This window comes from Niallia sp. M35 (assembly GCF_050971705.1).
Taxonomy (GTDB): domain Bacteria; phylum Bacillota; class Bacilli; order Bacillales; family Cytobacillaceae; genus Niallia; species Niallia circulans_A.
The window spans coordinates 345,743-365,690 of the sequence record NZ_JBPCEP010000004.1 but is presented as its reverse complement, the minus strand read 5'-3'; the positions used below and the strand labels follow the sequence as shown (position 1 = coordinate 365,690).

The following is a 19,948-nucleotide window of genomic DNA, read 5'->3' as shown; positions in this document are numbered from 1 at the left end:
TTAGTTATAAAACGATTATTGTTGACGTTTGTTTGTTCAGTTTTCAAAGAGCAATTTAGTTAGTCACTCAAGAAGCGACTTTCCTAATATAACATCTATCAACTTTCATTGTCAATAGTTTTTTTAAAATCTTTTTCATCATTTACTTTAACATTTCGTGTTGTTTCAGCGACGGATATTAATATAACATTGTTTGAAGTTAACCGTCAATACTTTTTAAAAAAAATATTTCATAATTAAAAAGAAGTATCATTTCTATAAGAAGAATGTTTTTCTTCAAATAACATACACTTTATTAATATTTAGTGTTTACAATAAACCATTATAGGATATTATACTTTAGGTTTTTAAAAATCGTAAGATTGTATTTCGATTTTTTTCCCTTGCACATTGTAGCCTTGTTTAATTTCCTGTTCTTTATATAGTGAGAATTAATAATCAACCACGACACTTGACTACAATAAATAAATACAGGAGAGGAAACATAGATGGATATCAATATAGATTTTTTATTAAAAATAGGTATTTCAGCTGGTCTCGGATTGATCATAGGATTAGAGCGAGAAATTAAACGTAAACCTGTTGGTCTAAAAACCAGTCTTGTAATAAGTATTGTTAGCTGCTTATTAACTATTATTTCGATTGAAGCAGCCTATAAATTCCCTGGTAGTGATCAAGTTAACATCCAAATGGATCCCTTGCGTTTACCGGCTCAAATTGTTTCTGGTATCGGTTTTTTAGGTGCTGGAGTTATACTTAGAAGAGGAAATGATAGTATTTCCGGATTAACTACAGCAGCATTAATATGGGGAGCAGGAGGCATAGGTATTGCCGTTGGAGCTGGTTATTATGTAGAAGCTTTAATTGGTGTCGCTCTTCTATTAATTAGTGTTAAATTCATACCAATTTTTATGAGTATGATTGGTCCTCGTCAGCTGAGAGAAAAAGAAATTAAAGTAAAACTAAAAGCTGATCAAAAAGAAAACGTCTCAACTATTATTAAAGCGATACGTAATTTAAGAACAGGAATAAAACATATACGAATTAAAGACTTAGAAACGGGAGAACATTCAATTTACCTTATTATCATAGTTGATCAAAAAAGAGAAATAACTGATGTTTATAGAGATATTTCTGAAATTCATGGTGTGAAGGAAATTGAAATAGAGAGTTTAAATTGATCCAATCATTAAAAAGAAGAAGGTTCATATACTCCTCATTTGAACCATCTTCTTTTATCCAGCCTATATAGTAGGTAATAGACATACCCTTACATATATTCCTTCATTATATTGAAATTTTTCAGCTCTATAATTCTAAATAAATCTAAGCTAATCGATTAGATTAATATAGTGTTCTATTCATTCCAATTCAATAATTCATTCAACCACTTGAAGTTTTTATTTAATTTTGTATAATGTATATAGATATTATTATGGGGGCTTAGCTCAGCTGGGAGAGCGCTTGCATGGCATGCAAGAGGTCGTCGGTTCGATCCCGATAGTCTCCACCATATTTTTCATACTCTAACGACGACAATAGTCGTTTTTTTTATTTTCGTTTCACAAAAGGGGAAAAGTATCCTCTTGTTCCCACAATAAATCATTTGCTAAAGCCCTTCTATTCTCTCCTAACTTTACAACTGGATTTCCAGTCTATAAATTTTCATTAAATTTTTTTTATATTTTACCGGATTATATAGATTATTTGACGCACATTATGTATAATCAGCCTTATTGAAATTTTTTAGGTAGTATTAAAGGAGGTTATTCATGTTGGGAAAAGCATTAATTATTGGTGCTGGCGGAGTGGCAAGTGTTGTCGCACATAAATGCTGTCAAGTACCGGATGTATTCGAAGAAATTTGCATTGCAAGCAGAACACTTTCAAAGTGTGAAGCAATTAAAGATAAAATTGATGGTGGCAAAACAAAGGTTTCTGTTGCCCAAGTAGATGCCGATAAAACGGAAGAAGTAATTGAGTTAATCAATAGCTTTAAACCAGAAATCGTAATCAACGTTGCCTTACCATACCAAGATTTAACTATAATGGATGCGTGTCTAGCTACAGGGGTACATTACTTAGATACTGCAAACTATGAACCACCTGAAACAGCTAAATTTGAATATAAATGGCAATGGGAATATAAGCAAAAATTTGAAGAAGCTGGCTTAACTGCTCTTCTTGGAAGTGGGTTTGATCCAGGAGTAACAGGTGTTTTCACGGCTTATGCACAAAAACATCATTTTGATGAAATTAATTATATTGATATTGTTGATGCTAATGGTGGAGACCATGGCTATCCATTTGCTACAAACTTTAATCCAGAAATCAACATTCGTGAAATTACAGCGAACGGAAGATATTGGGAAAACGGCAAATGGATCGAAACACCACCGCTTTCTGAAAAAAGAGAATATGATTTAGACCAAATTGGTCCTAAAAATATTTATCTTTTATACCATGAGGAACTAGAATCATTAGCAGTAAATATTAAAGGACTTAAGAGAATCCGTTTCTGGATGACTTTCTCTGATAATTATCTAAACCACTTAAAGGTTCTTGAAAATGTTGGAATGACATCTATTGAACCAATCAATTATGAAGGAAAAGAGATTATCCCATTACAGTTTTTAAAAGAAATTCTTCCTGATCCTGCATCACTTGGACCAAGAACAAAAGGAAAAACTAATATTGGCTGTATCATTCAAGGTACAAAAGATGGAAAGCCTAAAACTTATTATGTATATAATATTTGTGATCACCAAGAGTGTTATCGCGAGGTAGGATCTCAAGCAATTTCATATACAACTGGTGTTCCAGCGATGATTGGTGCCATGCTTATCATGAAAGGTCAATGGAAGCGTCCAGGCGTATACAATGTAGAGGAATTTGATCCAGATCCATTCATGGATGCTTTAAATAAATATGGATTACCATGGCAGGAGAACTTCTCTCCAACTCTTATAGATTGAGAGGAATGAAATGAAAAAGATTGATTTTACACAAGCTCCATCACCAAGTTACGTAGTGGACGAGCGTCTTTTAACAAGAAACTTAGAAATTTTACAGTCTGTACAGGAACGTACAGGAGCAAAAATTCTACTTGCATTAAAGGGTTTTTCCATGCATTCTGTATTTCCTCTAGTAGGTAAATACTTAGCAGGAGTAACATCCAGTTCGTTATTCGAAGCTAGACTTGGCTATGAGAAAATGGGAAAAGAAGTACATGCGTATGCACCTGCATATGCCGAAAGCGAGTTTGATGAATTACTTCAATATACTGACCATATCGTCTTTAATTCGCATAGTCAGTGGAATCGGTTTAAAGATAAGGTGCAAAATGCTGAGAAGAAAATTGATGTAGGTCTTCGAATCAATCCTGAATACTCAGAAATTGAGACACAGCTTTATAACCCATGTGCTCCATACTCTCGATTCGGTATTACCTTGGATAACTTTAATCCAGAAGAATTAGATGGAATAGATGGACTTCATTTTCATACGATGTGTGAGCAAAATTCGGATACTTTAAAACGCACGATAAAAGTAGTCGATGAGAAGTTCGGCGAATATATAAAAAAAATGAAGTGGATTAATTTTGGTGGAGGACATCATATTACTCGTCCAGATTATGATATTGAAACTTTAGTTGAATCCATATTATTTATAAAAGAAAAATATAATGTAGATGTTTATTTAGAACCAGGTGAAGCTATTGCTTTGAATACAGGTTACTTAGTATCCACTGTCCTTGATATTGTTCATAATGGAATGGATATTGCTATACTTGATACATCAGCAACCTGTCATATGCCAGATGTACTTGAAATGCCCTATCGACCTAATATTATTGATGCTGGAGAGCCTGGCGAAAATGAATATACCTATAGACTTGGCGGCATGACCTGCTTAGCCGGAGATGTTATTGGGGATTACTCTTTCAAAGAGCCACTAAAGCCTGGCGATAAAATTGTCTTCTGTGACATGGCCCACTATACAATGGTTAAAAACCATATGTTTAACGGTGTTAATTTACCTTCTATTGCTTCTTATAATGAAGAAGAAGGCTTAAAAGTTATTCGCCAGTTTGTCTTCGAAGATTACAGTAATCGCTTATCTTAATTGAAACGATTCTAAAAGCGGATGTTTAAAAGAGGTTTTCTCCTTAAACATCCGCTTTTTATTTGTTACTTCAACTCTCTATACCACTTTAAAGAAAACAAGGTAAGACAATGGTAACTGCGGTTCCCCATCCTTCTTTACTTTTCACTACCATATCTCCCTTATTTTGCTTGAGAAGCTTTAGACATATCGTTAAGCCTATTCCAGTTCCTTTTTCTTTGCTTGTATAATATGGTTCTCCAATCCTAGCTAGCCTTTCTTTACTTATTCCGTCTCCATTATCAATTATTCTAATTCTACAAAAATCATCTTTTTGGTCGAGTATCGCTTTCACTTTCCCTGTTTGAGGTGCAACTGCCTCTATACTATTTTTCAATATATTTAATAAAACTTGTTTAAATTGAGAATTATCAATAGAAGCTATTAATTCTTTATTCTCCCTATTTTCTAAGATGATCTCTTTATTTTGTTCATTAGCCAGAGCATGAAATAGGACTTTTAGATTTTTTAATTCTAAAAATACTTTTGTACTCGGAAGAGCATTATTATCATTTGCTTTCGCCTCAGGCTTACTAAGTATAAGCAACTCTTTTAAGACTTCATTAATCCGATCAATTTCATCTAGTAATATCGTTTCATAACCCGATGCATCGTTTTTTTCCTTCAAAAGCTGGATAAACCCTCTAATAGTTGTCAACGGATTTCGAATTTCATGGGCAACACTAGCAGCCATCTCTCCTACCACTTTTAATTTTTCAGAAGAAATCATTAGTTGTTCATTATGCTTCTGATCCGTAATATCATGTCCAAAATAAATATGATATTCTTCTCCAGTACTATGTATAAGTTCTTTTTTCCCCCAAGTAATAAAATAGTTCTTCCCGCTGCTATCGACAAATCGATGTGGTTCGTCTGTCTCCATATTAATACGTTTTTCTATATAAGAAAATGGACGCCCTAACCAATTATTGTTTTCAAGCGATAATAGTTCTAAGAAGGACGGATTCATCTTTACTATTTGTTCCTTCTTATTTTTAACTAATAAATAATTCGGGTTTATATCCATAATAGCTTCGAGTAACTCACTTTGCCTCGATAACTCTGCATTCATATTATTCAAGTGTGTCGATTGCATTTGAAAAAAGCTTAAAAATAAAATAACGGCCGCGATCAAAGAGTTAAAACTAGAGAAAAATAATGGAATAAAAATAAAACCACTAAATACACCATTAATATAGATGATTAAAACAGCGATTACAAATTTGATATAAAAGCTTTTATAAATGGGATCCCTAATTTTAAAGGAAATCACCAATAAAATGATAGTGTTCAAATATAATAAAACAATATTTAAGATGAATAATACATTCCACTTTCCGTAAATCGGGAGAATATACTTAGATGAAAGTAAATTTCCATCCATTATAATAAAATCCTTCACACCAAGGCTAGTAAAATTAATAAAATAGGCAAATAAACTATATAAAATTAAAACGTATAAAAATGGTTTATTAAACAATACTCTAAATCGTTTAAACTCTTTATGTTCACTTACTAAATAATATGAAAAATAATACATAACTGGCATTATACAAATGGTTCCTAGCCGGAATATTTTAAATAAGAGTTCGATTGTCCCCTGACTTAAGAAATCTCCTGCATATAAAACTGCGATATCCATTTGCCAGAAGGAGAGCATACATAAGAAAAGAGATAAGGCTTTTGTTAATTGAGACTGTGAATAAAAAATAATAGTCACAGAAATAATGAGTGGAACTAACGAAACCATCAATAATAATATAGCTTCCACTTTATGCTCCTCCTTTTGTTATCATCGCGCACCCATTATTTCCTCCATATCCATGTGCTGTTACTAAAACGCGATCAACATCTTCTGTAATTAGCTGTGTCACTATTGGATAATCTCGATAATAATCATTTATTTCCTGACTTATGGTTGCAGGAATAAAGCTTTTTTTGATACTTATTAAAGAAGCTATTATTTGAAAAAGCGGCGAAACTCCCATAGCATGCCCGACCGTTCCCTTAATGGATGTAATAGGAATCTTAGATCCTTCAAAAAACCTCTTATATACACCGATTTCAATATGATCATTTTCCATTATTCCTAAAGCCTGACTATTTATGTAGGTTGGCATATTCTCCTGTAAACATTCAGCAACTGCTTTTTCCATAAGCAAACCTGTTGAGTCTGACTGAAAAGGAGAAATAGCGTCCTGTGTTACACTTGTAGCTTCTACTTTTCCTAATATGGATGCATGACGCTGAATGGCGACTTGCTCATTTTCAACAATTAAAACACCTGCTCCTTCCGAAATCGAAAATCCTTTCCCACCTGAAAATGGCCCAAAAGAGGGTTGAGGTTTATTTCCAGCTTGTAAAACACGATGTGGAAGGAACCCTTTTATTATAGGATCACAAATTGATTCATCACTAGCACCAACTATGCAAACATCAATTTGGTTTGACTCAATTAATATTCTCGCTAAATTTAATGCATCTATACCCGATGTACAACTATTTGCCAATGATAATGCTATACCATTTAACTGCAAATAAGCACTAATACTAGAAGATAGAGAATTAGCATTCATATTTCCAATAGTATAAGGAGAAAGCCTCTTGCCTTTTTCCAAAGAAAAAGTAGCTTTACTGATTTCTGCTAAGCCACCAGCCGAAGAACCGACAATGACTGCTGTTCGATAGTCTCTAACGCTTATATTGGCCTGTTCTATTGCTTCTTTACATGCATGGAGAATCATTCGAACAGGTTTAGACATTTTTTCTTGCCTTTTATGTACCTTGTTTATTTGCTCTTCCTTCACTCTACCTGTGTATATGTATTTCCCTTCATATTTCTCCTGTTTCAACATACTTTTATTACTTTGAAGCACTGTCATAAACTCTACTATATTGGAAAATCCTGCTCCTATTATTCCCATTCCAGTAATAACTGCTTTCATCTTAATTCTCCTATAAAAGTATTCATATATATATTACTATGAAAATCGTTTTACAGCAGTAAATTCCGAGAAATTTCTAAATTGCCACAAAACAAATAAAAAACTGCACGAAAGCATTTCCACCTTATAAGATAAATTGGCTAATTTCTTCAAGTACAAAATAATTAGCTTTATTCTATCTTATAAAGTTAAAATCTAACGTGCAGCCTATGCTAATCCTTTTTACTTACTGATACCCATTTTCTCTATCAGATGCTTCATCTTGGATTTCTTCTCTAAACGACTGAACTGCAGCTTCTCTTCTTTTATTCTTTTGTTGAATCATTTCTTTTTCATCAGAACTAGCATTTACCAGCGTTTCTTCCGCTTTATCAATATTTTCTAACGTGTTTTGTACCATGTCCTGTAATTTTTCTACATTATCAGAACGATTATCAGGGTTGGGCTTTTGATAACTCATGATGATTCCTCCTTCCTAATACACTACGTATGTATTTTGGTTATCTACGGAATTTTTTATACAAAGCTTCTCAACAAATGTAGCCTACCATTTATTTACAAGCACTACTTTTCCGACAGCATTGCCTGATTCTAGATATTCATGCGCTTTACTTATTTCCTCGAAAGAAAATGTTTTTTTATCAAGGAAGGGCTTTAACTTATTTTCTTCTACTATCTTCGTAATATTGCGTAAAATATTCCCATGCTCTATTCGCGAATCCTCATTAAGCATCTTGAGAAGCATAAATGTTACATGTAACGAAAGCCCTTTCGAATGTAAAGGAGTTAAATCATGTGTGGATCTAGCAGCAATTGTTAGAACACTTCCATTTAAAGCAGCTGCTTCAAATGAATGGTCTAGATTTCTACCGCCGACAGTATCAAAGATCAGCGGATAGCCTTTTCCAGCTGTATATTTATCAACATATTCTTTCACTGATACTTCTCGATAATTAATAATATGGTCTGCACCTATTTTTTTAACAATCGCTTGTTTTTCCATGGTTGAAACGGTTGTAGAGACAACGGCTCCAACCCATTTAGCGAGCTGAATGGCGATATGACCTACTCCGCCTGCTCCACCGTGAACAAGGATTTTATCTCCTTTCTTTAAACAACCTTTAGTAAATAAAGATTCCCATGCTGTTATCCCAACAAGGGGGATTGCAGCTGCTTCTTCCATGGTGATATTTCTTGGTTTATGTGCTATGAGTCGATAATCAGCAATCATATATTCAGCCAATGCACCTTGCATTCCCTTAAAACCGCCAGCACATCCATATACTTCATCGCCAATTTGAAAGGATGGTACTGCCTCTCCTACTTCTTCAATAACACCCGCTACATCTCCGTGTAAAATAGCGGGAAAAGCCGGAGAAACTCCCGGTACCGCTCCACCTCTCACTTTAAGATCAATAGGATTGACACTGGTAGCTTTTACCTTTATACGTACTTGATCTGGCAATAAATCAAGTGTTTCTATTTCCTTCAGCTTAAATACCGTAGAATCACCAAATGCTTCAATTATCATCGCTTTCAATGAAAATCATCTCCTTTCTCTCCATATTACCGAATCCAATCAATTTTTTCGAAAATTTAGTATTAAAATTTTTATTATTTACTTACCAACTCATAAAACGTTTCTATTTCATTAAAAATGGATATTAGTATCTTATATCTATCATAATAACAATATCATTAGCGATATTGATCGAGGAGGATACTAAAATGAATGACCTTGAAAATAAAGTAGCAATAATTACCGGCGCAGCTTCGGGGATTGGAAAAGCAGCAGCCATCTCACTTGCAAATAAAGGAATGAAAGTAGCGCTAGTGGACTTAAATGCTGATGATCTAGAAGAAGTGAAAGCAACAATTAATAAAAAAGGTCAAGAAGCGATCTCCTTAGAAGCGAATGTCGCAGAGCCTCCTTCCATTCAACAAGCTATTGATGAAACCGTAAAAAAGTGGAATAGAATAGATACGGTTTTTATTAATGCGGGAATTAACGGAGCTGTGTCTTCTATCGAAGATCTTACACCCTCTGAATGGGATACAACCATTGAAACAAATTTGAAAAGTACTTTTTTAACTGTTAAATATAGCATTCCCCATATGAAAACCCATGGGGGCAGTATTATTATAACAAGCAGTATTAATGGAAATCGCATTTTTAAAAACTTCGGAATGTCTGCTTATAGTACATCGAAAGCTGGTCAAGTCGCATTTGGAAAAATGGCAGCATTAGAATTAGCTCAATACAAAATAAGAGTAAATATGATATGCCCTGGAGCAATTGATACAAATATAGAAAAGAATACTTTTAAAGATGAAGAACACTTAAAAGAAATAACCATCCCTGTTGAATATCCAGACGGGAACCAACCATTGGCCCAGCAATCCGGAAGCGCTCAGCAAGTAGCTGATCTAGTTTATTTCTTAAGTTCTGATTTATCTAATCATATTACTGGAACAGAAGTATATATAGATGGAGCTGAATCTCTCTTATAAAATTCCTAAAACCTACCTATTATCTGGTAGGTTTTTTTATAGGTTAAAAGCTATTTATCCATCTCATATGTATATATCATGACTCTACCGAACTCAAAGAGACATTTTTTCTTTGTGCTATGCTAGAATAAAGAAAATGCGAAAAAAGGGAGAATTTATAGATGAATGAAATCATACAACATTTAAAAAAACATCGATCTTATCGTAAATATCAAGATAAAGAAATAAGTTTAGAAACACTGCATTCAATTATAGAAGCAGCACAAAGTGCCCCTTCTTGGACTAATGGACAGCATGTTACAGCTATCTTGGTTCGTGATGAGGATAGAAAGAGACATTTAGCTGAATTATGCGGGAATCAAAAGCATGTTGAAAATGCTCCAGTCTTTCTTATATTTTGTGCTGATTTCTATCGAGCAAAGCTAGCTAGTGAAATGGAAGGAAAAGCATTTAAAGCAATTGAAGATGTTGATACACTCTTAATTGGGGCGACAGATGTTGGCCTGGCTATGCAAAATGCCATTACTGCTGCCGAATCACTCGGGTTAGGAACAGTTCCCATAGGTGGTATACGACGAAACTCTTTGCAGGTAATTGACTTCTTGCAATTACCTAGCTATGTCATTCCAATTGCCGGACTTTGTCTTGGATACCCTGATGGAGATCCAGGATTAAAGCCTCGACTACCTTTGGAAGCTGTTCTTCATGAAGAAAAGTATGATAGAAATCAACAGGAACTGCTTGAAAAATATAATGAAACATATAGCGAGTATTTAAAGAACAGAGGGGAAACTCCAGCGGGATGGACCAATCGCATTGCAAACTTCTATGATAAATCCTACTACCCAAGTAATGCTAAAATGATTAAACAACAAGGATTCCTAGCGAAAGATATGCAAGATAACAATTAAAATGAAAGTAGCTATTATTAAAATGGTTCTCATATACCCGTTTTGTAATAGCTATTTTTTTATTTTATTTAGGAAAACTTATTTCAAAAGTAGCCCTTTTTCTAACATACGCACCATCCATTTCGCGATATAGAGTCAAAAACTTCTTAATTATCCCTTGAGATACTATCTTTTCTTCCATCTAAAAAAAGCAGTTATTCCTCTCCTTCACTAAAGGAAGAGGAATAACTGCTTCTCTTTTTTTGTATCAGCTTAGATTACTTCTGGAAGAATAAAATAATTCGCTAGTTTAGCATTTACATGTGTCTGCCAATGATGTAACGGCACTGCATTCTTCTCTAATATTTTATAGGCATGAACCCATGCACTCATCTCTGCATTTACACGATAAGACCAATCATGCAACCACTTATCATGATCAAGGTCGCCATTCACATAATCAATAACATGGCCAATTTCATGTGCAAGTGCATAGATATTTTCCAATGAAAATTGATAAGGAACTGTTATATACATATTTGTATTAAAACTAATTTTTTTTGTCGAATCATATGCAACCTTGCACCCTAATTCTTCCGCAACCTTTACTACGTTCATAAATTTTTCTCTCGTAACTTTCATTCACATTTATCCCCTTTACCAAAATTTTCTACACTAAAAAAATATATATTTATGTTTATTATGTTCAAATTCGGCTATATAACCAATGTAACGTTAATTAAAAATCTTTAATAGGAGTGATAGAAATGGCAGACAACAAAATGAGCAGAGAAGAAGCAGGTAGAAAAGGCGGAGAAGCTACTTCTAAAAATCACGACAAGGATTTTTATCAAGAAATCGGACAAAAAGGTGGACAAGCTACTTCTGAAAACCACGACAAAGAATTCTACCAAGAAATCGGTAAAAAAGGTGGAGAAACCACTTCTGAAAACCATGACAAGGAATTCTACCAAGAAATTGGTAAAAAGGGTGGAGAAACCACTTCTGAAAACCATGACAAGGAATTCTACCAAGAAATTGGTAAAAAGGGTGGAGAAGCTACTTCTGAAAACCACGACAAAGAATTCTACCAAGAAATTGGTCGAAAAGGTGGAAATTCACGTAACGACAATAATTAATGGATACAGTAATATCCACTCACCCATAGTAGGATATGGGTAACAATCAAATAGAAATTCCACCAAAACAAGTTAATTAACTAAAGTAATGAAGGATAAAAACTGAGCAACAACCATTTAAGGGGCTGACCTGTACAAGATCAAATCTTTGTATTAGGTCAGTCCTTTTACATTATTATATTATATCATATTTTATTCAGAAAAGTTATTCAAAAGATTTGATTTTGATATTTGTTAGCACTTAATAAATATCAAAAAACGCTTTTCCCATCCTTTTCTTTTCCATATTATATCTTTGTTCAGGAAATTTGTAATTTAATGCTATTATTCCCATAAAACATTTGATAAAATATTTTTGTTAAGTTTTACAAAATTCGTTGATCACTCCCTTTAACACGATAAATATAATATAATCTAATATACCTATTAAAATAACATTATTTATGATTTAAAATAACTATAATTGAGATTTTTATAGATTATATTAATCTATTTTATTGTAAATAGAGAGAGGGAGTAAAATCGTGGGCATCATGAATGCAGGTGAGTTTATAGAAACCGTTTATTTTAAAGGTCTCCAAATTTCGTTAATGGCCGCTGGAGATGGGACCGAAGTAATCTATCATAGATTACAACCCGGTTCTAGTTGGGCAATGACTCCTGAAGATAACTGGGATGGTTTTGAGTATTTTTATATACTTTCTGGTAAACTATCCCATCGGACTGATGAAAATATTATTGAAATGAAAGCAGGTCAAGCATTTTTTGAGAGCCCAATTCAAAAATATAGTATTTTTACCGCTGAGGAAATTACTGAATTTATATATATCACAAGTCAACCAGTTTTTCATTATTATAGTCAATGTTCCAAAGATTTAATGGAACTTGCTATTTCCATAGAAGAAAAAGATGGTTATACAGTAGATCATTGTGAAAGAATTAAAAACTATTCAATGTTAGTAGGAGAGGCATTAAACCTTAATCGAAAACAGATAACAAGATTAAACTTAGCATCTTTTTTTCATGATGTAGGTAAAGTTAGAGTTCCTTTAGAGATTTTACAAAAACCTACTAAACTAACAGAAGAAGAATGGGAAATTATGAAGAAACATACCACATTTGGTAGAGATTTATTAGAAGAAACAAAGATACCTGTTCTTTGTGAGGTTGGATTAATTGTGGAACAACACCACGAAAGATATGATGGAAAAGGTTATCCGAAAGGTCTGAAAGAAGATGAGATTACCATCGAATCTGCAATTATATCGGTTGTTGATTCCTTTGATGCAATGACTACAGACAGAGTATATAAAAAAGGTAAATCTGCCGAAGAAGCTTTTCAAGAAATTTTAAATAACCGGGGTACTATGTATCACCCCAAAGTGGTCGATACTTTTATAGCACTAAAAGAAGAAATAATTAAATATGAAAAGGGAGAGAGCTTATGAAAAAATTAGTATGGAGTTTATTAGCTGTTGTATTAATTGTATCCTTTCAAGTAAAGCCTGCTCAAGCTGCTTACTTACCTGAGTATGACAAATACATCGAAGTCTCTTATGATCAAGCAAGACAAATTGCAGATGCACTTGGACTTAAAAATGTACCACTAGGTGAACAGACTGCCCAGATTTCTTTTGACGTTCAAGAAAAAGTAATCGCAAAAATCGAAAAAATCCTTGGTAAAGAAATTGACCGTTACTATATATGGTTAACTGTTGACGGTGAAAAAGTTTTAGGAATCGACCCTCCACTTCCGCAAGCTTAATACAAAAAAGCATCGAAAGCATAATTAGTTTTCGATGCTTTTTTATTCATTTCTTATCCTTATATCCTAATAGCCTTTACCTAGACTTCCATATTTACGTAAAATTAATAAGTAACTTTAGCCATCCAAAAAATGAAACCCATAATGGGATACTAATAATGACTCCCCATTTAAGTCCATTAAAAAAGTTTGTTTGTTCTTCCATCGTTATCCACTCCTTATTAGTAAGTAGATCTATACATTTATTATATCAGAAAACGCTTTCATTATTACTGATTTTCTTATAAGTTCCTTGCTTATATTATTAATTTGTATACCTTTATAAAATTATTCTCTTTTTTTAGCAATTTTAAACATGCAATTTATAATTACTCATGGAAAGTATCGTAATTTTTACCCCGAGTTAAATTTAAGTATGAAAAAAACCCGAAATCTCTTTCGGGTAAAATATATTTTAAGAGGGGAAACTCTTAACCTGTTTATAGAATACCGAATAATTATGAACAAATAATGAACAAAAGATTAAAAAATAAAAAACTATTATAGATTAAGAGATACATCTTTATAGGAAAATGATTGAAAGTCAAATAATCCTTTATCCGTTAATTTCAAGGCAGGAATTACAGTTAATGATAAAAAGGATAAGGTCAAGAATGGATTAAAAGTATCATACCCTTGCAGAATTTGGACCTTATGATTTAATATTTTTAGTTGTTCGTACACGGTTAAATAATCTTGATCAGAAATCAATCCAGCTATTGGTAAGGGAAGGGCCGCAACTACTTTACCTTCTGATACTACAACTATTCCTCCCTTTATTTCTTGTAACTCATGAATAGCAGAAAGTAAATCCTGATCATTTGTGCCAACTGCAACAATATTATGGGAATCGTGAGAAATGGTCGTGGCAATTGCACCTCTTTTAAAGCCAAACCCTTTCACAATCGCTTTTCCTATATTCCCCGTTTGATGATGTCTCTCTACTACTACAAGTTTTAGTTGATCCTTTTCCAATGATGGCTGAAAATAGCCATCTACCATTTGTACCTTTTCGATTACTTCCTTCGTTACAATACTATTAGGAATAATTTCAATTATATGGCAGCTTTCAGAAGTTAATGGCAGCTTTAAGTCAGCTGATGACAATTTTGCACAATTTATCGTCGGTAAATTCGTATCCAAATAGGATGACTTAAAGTGTTGAACTTCTCTTCTTAATTTTCCCTTTTCCACCACACATTGACCGTTTCTATATACACTATGAATGGAAAATTCCTCAAGATTATCTAAAAGTAGAAGATCTGCGCGGTAACCTGGAGAAACTGCCCCAATTGAATCTAACTGAAAACATTCGGCAGCGTTAATGGTGGCCATTTGAATAGCAATAATCGGATCTAATCCTTCTTCTATCGCTAATCGTACGCTATAATTCACACTCCCCTCTTCCACTAAATCATCTACCAATTTATCATCTGTTACAAACAAACATCTTCGTGAATTTCTAAGGGTTATCGCAGGTAATAAAGCCTTTAAATCTTTCGCAACCGTTCCCTCTCTTATCATTAGGTACATCCCTAAATCTAGCCGATCTTTTGCTTCTTGCAGTGTCGTTGCTTCATGATCATTTCTAATTTCAGCTGCGCTATATACATTTAATTTCTCTCGCTCAATTCCAGCAGCATGACCATCCATTAAACGATTATGTTTTTTTGTCAGAATAAATTTATCTATCATATCTGACTGCGTTTCATATACAGAGGGAAAGTCCATTATTTCTGCTAATCCAAGTACTCTATCATGTGAATAAAATGGTGCTAAATCCTTTGCATATAACGTCGCTCCATTTGAGTCCTCTGGAACTGCAGGAACACAAGATGGTAACATGACGCGAATATCTATTGGAAGATCTTCCGAGGCATCCAACATATATTGAATCCCAGCTGCCCCTGCCACATTTGCAATTTCATGTGGATCTGTTATAACAGTCGTTACACCATGCAATAATAATATTTTGGTAAATTCCTGCGGTGTAAGCATACTACTTTCTATATGTACGTGGCCATCAATGAGGCCCGGAACGATATATTTACCTTCGGCATCAATTATTTGTTTTCCTTGATAGCTCCCAATTCCTGCTATTCTGTCATCTGCAATTGCTACATCCCCGTCCATTAGTTCACCTGTAAAAACATTAACAATTTTACCATTCGTAATTACTATATCAGCTGGCTCTTTTTTGGCAGCAATTCTAATTCTTTTTTCCAATTTAGCTCTCAAGTCTGAATCCCCCTCATTTTTATTCTGAATATTCAAATTTTTATCATTAATACATTACCTCTTAAAAAGAGATGAAACTATTTTATATTTTCTTAAAAACTCTTTCACAAACTTACTTTAAAAGAACTTTAATTCCTGAAGTAAATCAAAGAATAACCAAAATAGAAAGGGTATAATGAAGAATTATTTACGAAAGCTAGATGATAATAACTTAAATATATTTTTATTATTTTAATATATGTTGGTTTAAGTTTCAATGAGTAAGAGTAATAAAACATATACATGCTTTCTATATTCCTTAAACAAAATATAAAATTAGTGGTAAGATAATTACGTGTCGTTACTATCGTTAGAGTTGTTAAGAAAGGAGATATATCTTTATGTATAAAGATTTAATTCTAGGCATGCTTCGGGCTGGCATTTTCGGCTTTGGTGGTGGTCCTTCTGTTATTCCTCTGTTTCGTCACGAAGCAGTAACAAAATATAAGTGGATGGCTAATGATGAATTTGGGGATGCTTTAGCAATTGCGAATACACTTCCTGGACCTATTGCCACAAAATTAGCTGCCTATATAGGTTATCATCAAAAAGGGATAATCGGAGCAATTGTAAGCGTAATTGCCCATATACTACCGACTTGTTTAGCAATGGTATTCTTATTTTCCTTTATATCTATCCTCAGTCATTCACCAATAATAACAAGTATGATTGGAGCAGTCGTTCCAGTTATTGCCGTTATGCTTGGCTTAATGGCATATGAGTTTGGAGAAAAAGCGGTCAAAGGCTTAGGAATCTATGCTGGAATTGGATTAACACTTGTCTGTCTTCTTTTACTACAAGTATTTGCCATACATCCAGGTATTGTTGTACTTATTTTTCTTATCTATGGAGCATTTCATTTTAAATTAAAAGATAAACTTCTACATAAAAAAGAAAGAGGCATATAAGATGATTTTTGTAAGTATTTTCCTCAGTTTTCTTGTGGCAAATTTATTAGGTTATGGCGGTGGTCCAGCTTCCATTCCTTTAATGTATGAGGAGATAGTTAATCGATATAATTGGTTATCCAACATTGAATTTTCCAATATGCTCGCTTTTGCTAATGCTCTGCCGGGACCAATTGCTACCAAAATAGCTGCATATGTAGGCTTTGGAGTTGGAGGATGGGCTGGGTTTATTGTTGCTTTATTGGCCACTATTCTCCCTTCGGCAGTTGCTCTTATTTTCTTATTAAAATTAATGAAAAAACATCAAAATTCGAAGATTGTCAAAGGCATGACGCTTCTTGTACAGCCTGTAATAACAGCATTAATGCTAGTTTTAACCTATGAAATGTTTCAAGATTCCTATCATTCCATCGGTATCATTCAATCTGTTTGCATTGCTGTCATTGCCTTTTTATTACTGCAGAAGTGGAAGGTGCATCCTGCCCTAGTTATAATAATAGCCTTTCTATACGGAGGATTTATTGCTCCTCACATAAGCTAAAGGGTAGGGCATTTACCAAAATTACCAAAAGCAAAAAACTCTTTAAAAGAACCATATGATAGAATACATGAGCTATGAAAGTAAATTAATATACGAAATAGCCTGAAATGAGGCACTCAGGCTATTTCTTTCCTATTTACTTTCATACAAAGCTCGTAACTGTTTCCAGTCCTTTATTCTATTCAACTCTAAATGTTGATTATAGGGATGATCCTTCACATAAAGCCGTGTGGGAGACCCTTGAAGAGTTTCTAGAACAGCGGGTTTGTCATCAAAATAGTAGTTTAATTGAAGCTCCTGAATGATACAAACTTTCTCATGATCTTCCATCCCACAAAAAAAATGACTATCAATTACCGGAAATCCTACTTTCTTCATCCAATCTTTCGTCTTTTCGGCAAATTGTTTTTTCCGTGCTGTAATATAATAAACGTCATGACCATTACTAACAAGTTCATTTAGCACTTCAATGGAATCTGGAAAAGGAGGACAATTTGTAAAATAAATTTCTTCCCTTAGAGTGTTCCAAAGCTGCTTTCCTTCAGTAGCATTTAATCCAAATGGTTCGTGAATTTCAACCGTTTTTAATGCATGGAAGTTTTCTAATGCAATATTTTTCTGTAACTTATGATTATAAAGTTCAAAAGCATGTTGTCTTAAATTGATAAGTGTATCGTCTATATCAAAACCAAACTTCATTATTTCCTCCACAGAAATACTAATTAATTATATCGGGATAAGCTGTTATTTTCATATCCTTGCCCACCCATTCCGTCTTTTCAAATCTTAAGGGAACTGCTTCATCTACTGTATCAATATCTTCTCCTTTAAATGGTGTATAGGAATTGGCACCGCCTACTATTTTAGGAGCAATATATACTAAATACTTCTGAATAAGCCGTTGACGCATAAAGCTTGCATTTACTTCACTTCCGCCTTCCAGAAGAATATCTGTAATTCCACGTTTATATATTTCCTTTAAAACTATCTCCAAGTCTAATTTTCCCTGAATAGAAGGAACTGTGAATAATTCTACACCCTTTTCTTTTAAAGCAGCTGCTTTCTCTGATTGAAGGGTAGCACTTGTAGCAATGATTGTTTTTGCTTCCCTACAATCAGTAATATTAGCCTCTAGAGGTGTTCTTAAATTGGCATCCAAAATAATCCGAATTGGATTCTTTGCTGGTCCCTCTAATCGAGTTGTCAATTTAGGATTATCAGCGAGCACAGTACCAACACCAACTAAGATTGCATCTACTTCATTTCTTAAAAAGTGCACTTCTTTTCTTGCTTCTTCTCCTGTAATCCATTGACTATGTCCTGTATGGGTAGCAATTTTGCCGTCTAATGTCATTGCTACCTTAGATATAACAAAAGGTTTTTCATGTATCATATTATGAATAAAACGTTCGTTTAATTGCTGGGCTTCTTTTTTTAGAACACCAACTTCAACATCAATTCCTGCTTCCCTCAAGATGTTAATACCTCGTCCTGCAACTTGCGGATTGGGATCTTCTGTCGCTACTACCACTCTTTTGACTCCAGAGTCTTTCACTAAAAGTGCACAAGGTGGTGTTTTCCCATAGTGTGAGCATGGCTCTAGCGTCACATAAAGAGTTGCATCTTTTGCGTGGTCTCCAGCCATTTTAAAAGCATGGACCTCAGCGTGTGGCTCTCCTGCTTTGCGATGGAGACCAGTTCCGACAATTACGCCGTCCTTTACAATGACAGCTCCGACAACTGGATTGGGATTTGTCTTACCAAGTGCAGATGCTGCAAGGTCTAATGCGAGTCTCATGTAATCTTGATCATGTTTCATACCTTATTCTCCTTAAATGGTCACTGTATTTTTCAAGGGAATATGACCAGATTTATTCACTTTCGTGTTTAAATAATTCTCATTATAGGATGAGACATCCCCCCATAAGGGAATATTTTCTTCTGCTGTAAGACCAAGTTTTTTTAGTGCATCAAGCTTCTTTGGATTGTTAGTTATTAATTTAACTGGTTTTTGTCGTAGTGCTTGAAGAACTTTAATCGGTGCTTCATAACTTCTTAAATCATCTGGGAAATCTAATGCGAGATTTGCCTCCACAGTATCTAGACCATTTTCTTGTAAAAGGTAAGCAAGGGATTTAGTAAATAGCCCAATACCTCTTCCTTCATGATTAGCTAAATAAAAGAGAGCTCCATTTCCATTCTCTACAATCATACGCATCGATTCTTTTAATTGATATCCGCAATCACAACGTTTACTACCAAAAATGTCGCCAGTATGACATATACTATGCATACGTATTAATGCATTTTCTGCATTTTTAAAGTCACCGTATACTAAAACAGAGGATTGTTGATAATCCGCTAAATGTAAATTCGGTAAAGAGCGAAGCACTTCCTCTTTCGTTTCATCCTTCTTTATCGGTAACCATGTGTACCATTGGAATGTCACAACTTGATCGTCCAATTGAACTGGCAATTTTACTGGTCCGACTAAACTTAAATTCTGTTCTTCATTAAATGCGATTATTTCCATCTTATTTTGAAGAAGATCGATAACATTTTGATCCATTACAAAATCTCCTTTATCTTCTGTTATATTCTTACTTATATTTCTTATCGGTATAAAATTTTAGATTATAAAACGATAGACAAACCTCTAGATATTAGAAATAGCTGTTTATTTATGATCTATTTATTTAATCTCTTCGAATCTAATTGCTTTCCGTGGGGCTCACGGTAATCCCACAGGAGTCTCCCCCTTTTCACTTC

19 protein-coding genes and 1 tRNA gene are annotated in these 19,948 nt (G+C 33.9%); 11 read left to right on the top strand and 9 right to left on the bottom strand.

Annotation, left to right across the window (positions count from 1 at the left end; genetic code table 11):
- Nucleotides 1-488: 488 nt before the first annotated feature.
- The 4 genes from NiCM35_RS07480 (at nucleotide 489) to nspC (ending at nucleotide 4,125) form a co-directional block, all read left to right on the top strand.
- On the top strand, nucleotides 489-1,181 hold the full coding sequence (locus NiCM35_RS07480) for an MgtC/SapB family protein (protein WP_095330622.1): 693 nt from the start codon (nucleotides 489-491) through the stop codon (nucleotides 1,179-1,181).
- A 256-nt stretch (nucleotides 1,182-1,437) separates the two neighbouring features.
- A tRNA-Ala gene (locus NiCM35_RS07475) sits at nucleotides 1,438-1,513 on the top strand.
- A 262-nt stretch (nucleotides 1,514-1,775) separates the two neighbouring features.
- Entirely contained in the window at nucleotides 1,776-2,975 is a 1,200-nt protein-coding gene (locus NiCM35_RS07470; RefSeq protein WP_123260965.1) for a saccharopine dehydrogenase family protein, read from the top strand.
- Nucleotides 2,976-2,985: 10 nt separating this feature from the next.
- Nucleotides 2,986-4,125 (top strand): carboxynorspermidine decarboxylase, encoded by a 1,140-nt coding sequence (gene nspC, locus NiCM35_RS07465; protein WP_123258107.1) that lies wholly within the window; start codon nucleotides 2,986-2,988, stop codon nucleotides 4,123-4,125.
- Nucleotides 4,126-4,213: 88 nt separating this feature from the next.
- Here the strand turns inward: nspC and NiCM35_RS07460 are convergent, their stop codons facing one another.
- The 4 genes from NiCM35_RS07460 to NiCM35_RS07445 form a co-directional block, all read right to left on the bottom strand.
- Complete coding sequence (locus NiCM35_RS07460; protein WP_095330618.1) at nucleotides 4,214-5,935, bottom strand: ATP-binding protein; 1,722 nt, start codon at nucleotides 5,933-5,935, stop codon at nucleotides 4,214-4,216.
- A 1-nt stretch (nucleotide 5,936) separates the two neighbouring features.
- Complete coding sequence (locus NiCM35_RS07455) at nucleotides 5,937-7,109, bottom strand: beta-ketoacyl synthase N-terminal-like domain-containing protein (protein ID WP_095330616.1); 1,173 nt, start codon at nucleotides 7,107-7,109, stop codon at nucleotides 5,937-5,939.
- Nucleotides 7,110-7,335: 226 nt separating this feature from the next.
- Complete coding sequence (gene tlp / locus NiCM35_RS07450; protein ID WP_047942182.1) at nucleotides 7,336-7,569, bottom strand: small acid-soluble spore protein Tlp; 234 nt, start codon at nucleotides 7,567-7,569, stop codon at nucleotides 7,336-7,338.
- 84 nt (nucleotides 7,570-7,653) lie between these two features.
- Nucleotides 7,654-8,649, bottom strand: a complete 996-nt coding sequence (locus NiCM35_RS07445) for a zinc-dependent alcohol dehydrogenase family protein (RefSeq protein WP_095330615.1) — start codon at nucleotides 8,647-8,649, stop codon at nucleotides 7,654-7,656.
- Nucleotides 8,650-8,837: 188 nt separating this feature from the next.
- Here NiCM35_RS07445 and NiCM35_RS07440 point away from each other — a divergent pair, with 188 nt between their 5' ends.
- Both NiCM35_RS07440 and NiCM35_RS07435 read left to right on the top strand, forming a co-directional pair.
- Complete coding sequence (locus NiCM35_RS07440; RefSeq protein WP_433779059.1) at nucleotides 8,838-9,620, top strand: SDR family oxidoreductase; 783 nt, start codon at nucleotides 8,838-8,840, stop codon at nucleotides 9,618-9,620.
- Between the two features lie 161 nt (nucleotides 9,621-9,781).
- Nucleotides 9,782-10,531, top strand: a complete 750-nt coding sequence (locus NiCM35_RS07435) for an NADPH-dependent oxidoreductase (RefSeq protein ID WP_123258112.1) — start codon at nucleotides 9,782-9,784, stop codon at nucleotides 10,529-10,531.
- 252 nt (nucleotides 10,532-10,783) lie between these two features.
- Here NiCM35_RS07435 and NiCM35_RS07430 read toward each other — a convergent pair whose 3' ends face one another.
- Nucleotides 10,784-11,152 (bottom strand): type III secretion system effector protein, encoded by a 369-nt coding sequence (locus NiCM35_RS07430; protein WP_095330610.1) that lies wholly within the window; start codon nucleotides 11,150-11,152, stop codon nucleotides 10,784-10,786.
- 125 nt (nucleotides 11,153-11,277) lie between these two features.
- On the opposite strand from NiCM35_RS07430, the gene gsiB reads away from it, so the two are divergent.
- From gsiB to NiCM35_RS07415, 3 genes are all read left to right on the top strand, one after another.
- Nucleotides 11,278-11,649, top strand: coding sequence for a glucose starvation-inducible protein GsiB (gene gsiB / locus NiCM35_RS07425; RefSeq protein WP_123258113.1), 372 nt, complete (start codon nucleotides 11,278-11,280; stop codon nucleotides 11,647-11,649).
- A 533-nt stretch (nucleotides 11,650-12,182) separates the two neighbouring features.
- The gene (locus NiCM35_RS07420; protein WP_338068401.1) at nucleotides 12,183-13,097 is read left to right on the top strand and encodes an HD domain-containing phosphohydrolase; all 915 of its coding nucleotides are present in this window, start codon (nucleotides 12,183-12,185) and stop codon (nucleotides 13,095-13,097) included.
- Entirely contained in the window at nucleotides 13,094-13,414 is a 321-nt protein-coding gene (locus NiCM35_RS07415) for an 8-amino-7-oxononanoate synthase (protein WP_123260655.1), read from the top strand. The genes NiCM35_RS07420 and NiCM35_RS07415 overlap by 4 nt, the downstream gene beginning before the upstream one ends.
- A gap of 540 nt (nucleotides 13,415-13,954) precedes the next feature.
- Here NiCM35_RS07415 and ade read toward each other — a convergent pair.
- On the bottom strand, nucleotides 13,955-15,691 hold the full coding sequence (gene ade / locus NiCM35_RS07410) for an adenine deaminase (RefSeq protein ID WP_123258115.1): 1,737 nt from the start codon (nucleotides 15,689-15,691) through the stop codon (nucleotides 13,955-13,957).
- A gap of 380 nt (nucleotides 15,692-16,071) precedes the next feature.
- Between ade and chrB the strand changes: the two genes are divergently transcribed.
- Both chrB and chrA read left to right on the top strand, forming a co-directional pair.
- Nucleotides 16,072-16,638, top strand: a complete 567-nt coding sequence (gene chrB, locus NiCM35_RS07405) for a chromate efflux transporter ChrB (protein ID WP_095330602.1) — start codon at nucleotides 16,072-16,074, stop codon at nucleotides 16,636-16,638.
- A 1-nt stretch (nucleotide 16,639) separates the two neighbouring features.
- The gene (gene chrA, locus NiCM35_RS07400) at nucleotides 16,640-17,179 is read left to right on the top strand and encodes a chromate efflux transporter ChrA (protein ID WP_095330600.1); all 540 of its coding nucleotides are present in this window, start codon (nucleotides 16,640-16,642) and stop codon (nucleotides 17,177-17,179) included.
- 132 nt (nucleotides 17,180-17,311) lie between these two features.
- Here the strand turns inward: chrA and NiCM35_RS07395 are convergent, their stop codons facing one another.
- The 3 genes from NiCM35_RS07395 to NiCM35_RS07385 are packed head-to-tail and all read right to left on the bottom strand — an operon-like array spanning nucleotide 17,312 to nucleotide 19,748.
- Complete coding sequence (locus tag NiCM35_RS07395; RefSeq protein ID WP_095330598.1) at nucleotides 17,312-17,878, bottom strand: 5' nucleotidase, NT5C type; 567 nt, start codon at nucleotides 17,876-17,878, stop codon at nucleotides 17,312-17,314.
- Nucleotides 17,879-17,897: 19 nt separating this feature from the next.
- A complete protein-coding gene (gene ribD / locus NiCM35_RS07390; protein ID WP_095330596.1) occupies nucleotides 17,898-18,998 on the bottom strand; it encodes a bifunctional diaminohydroxyphosphoribosylaminopyrimidine deaminase/5-amino-6-(5-phosphoribosylamino)uracil reductase RibD in 1,101 nt (366 codons plus the stop codon).
- A 12-nt stretch (nucleotides 18,999-19,010) separates the two neighbouring features.
- A complete protein-coding gene (locus NiCM35_RS07385; protein ID WP_095330594.1) occupies nucleotides 19,011-19,748 on the bottom strand; it encodes a GTP cyclohydrolase II in 738 nt (245 codons plus the stop codon).
- Nucleotides 19,749-19,948: the final 200 nt, after the last annotated feature.

Excerpts from the sequence above, each read along its gene's own strand:
- NiCM35_RS07420 (WP_338068401.1), top strand. The coding sequence starts at position 12,183 with ATGAATGCAGGTGAGTTTATAGAAACCGTTTATTTTAAAGGTCTCCAA.
- NiCM35_RS07480 (WP_095330622.1), top strand. The coding sequence starts at position 489 with ATGGATATCAATATAGATTTTTTATTAAAAATAGGTATTTCAGCTGGT.
- gsiB (WP_123258113.1), top strand. The coding sequence starts at position 11,278 with ATGGCAGACAACAAAATGAGCAGAGAAGAAGCAGGTAGAAAAGGCGGA.
- NiCM35_RS07415 (WP_123260655.1), top strand. The coding sequence starts at position 13,094 with ATGAAAAAATTAGTATGGAGTTTATTAGCTGTTGTATTAATTGTATCC.
- chrB (WP_095330602.1), top strand. The coding sequence starts at position 16,072 with ATGTATAAAGATTTAATTCTAGGCATGCTTCGGGCTGGCATTTTCGGC.
- chrA (WP_095330600.1), top strand. The coding sequence starts at position 16,640 with ATGATTTTTGTAAGTATTTTCCTCAGTTTTCTTGTGGCAAATTTATTA.
- NiCM35_RS07385 (WP_095330594.1), bottom strand. The coding sequence starts at position 19,748 with ATGGATCAAAATGTTATCGATCTTCTTCAAAATAAGATGGAAATAATC.
- NiCM35_RS07440 (WP_433779059.1), top strand. The coding sequence starts at position 8,838 with ATGAATGACCTTGAAAATAAAGTAGCAATAATTACCGGCGCAGCTTCG.
- ribD (WP_095330596.1), bottom strand. The coding sequence starts at position 18,998 with ATGAAACATGATCAAGATTACATGAGACTCGCATTAGACCTTGCAGCA.
- NiCM35_RS07395 (WP_095330598.1), bottom strand. The coding sequence starts at position 17,878 with ATGAAGTTTGGTTTTGATATAGACGATACACTTATCAATTTAAGACAA.
- NiCM35_RS07455 (WP_095330616.1), bottom strand. The coding sequence starts at position 7,109 with ATGAAAGCAGTTATTACTGGAATGGGAATAATAGGAGCAGGATTTTCC.
- NiCM35_RS07435 (WP_123258112.1), top strand. The coding sequence starts at position 9,782 with ATGAATGAAATCATACAACATTTAAAAAAACATCGATCTTATCGTAAA.
- tlp (WP_047942182.1), bottom strand. The coding sequence starts at position 7,569 with ATGAGTTATCAAAAGCCCAACCCTGATAATCGTTCTGATAATGTAGAA.
- nspC (WP_123258107.1), top strand. The coding sequence starts at position 2,986 with ATGAAAAAGATTGATTTTACACAAGCTCCATCACCAAGTTACGTAGTG.
- NiCM35_RS07430 (WP_095330610.1), bottom strand. The coding sequence starts at position 11,152 with ATGAAAGTTACGAGAGAAAAATTTATGAACGTAGTAAAGGTTGCGGAA.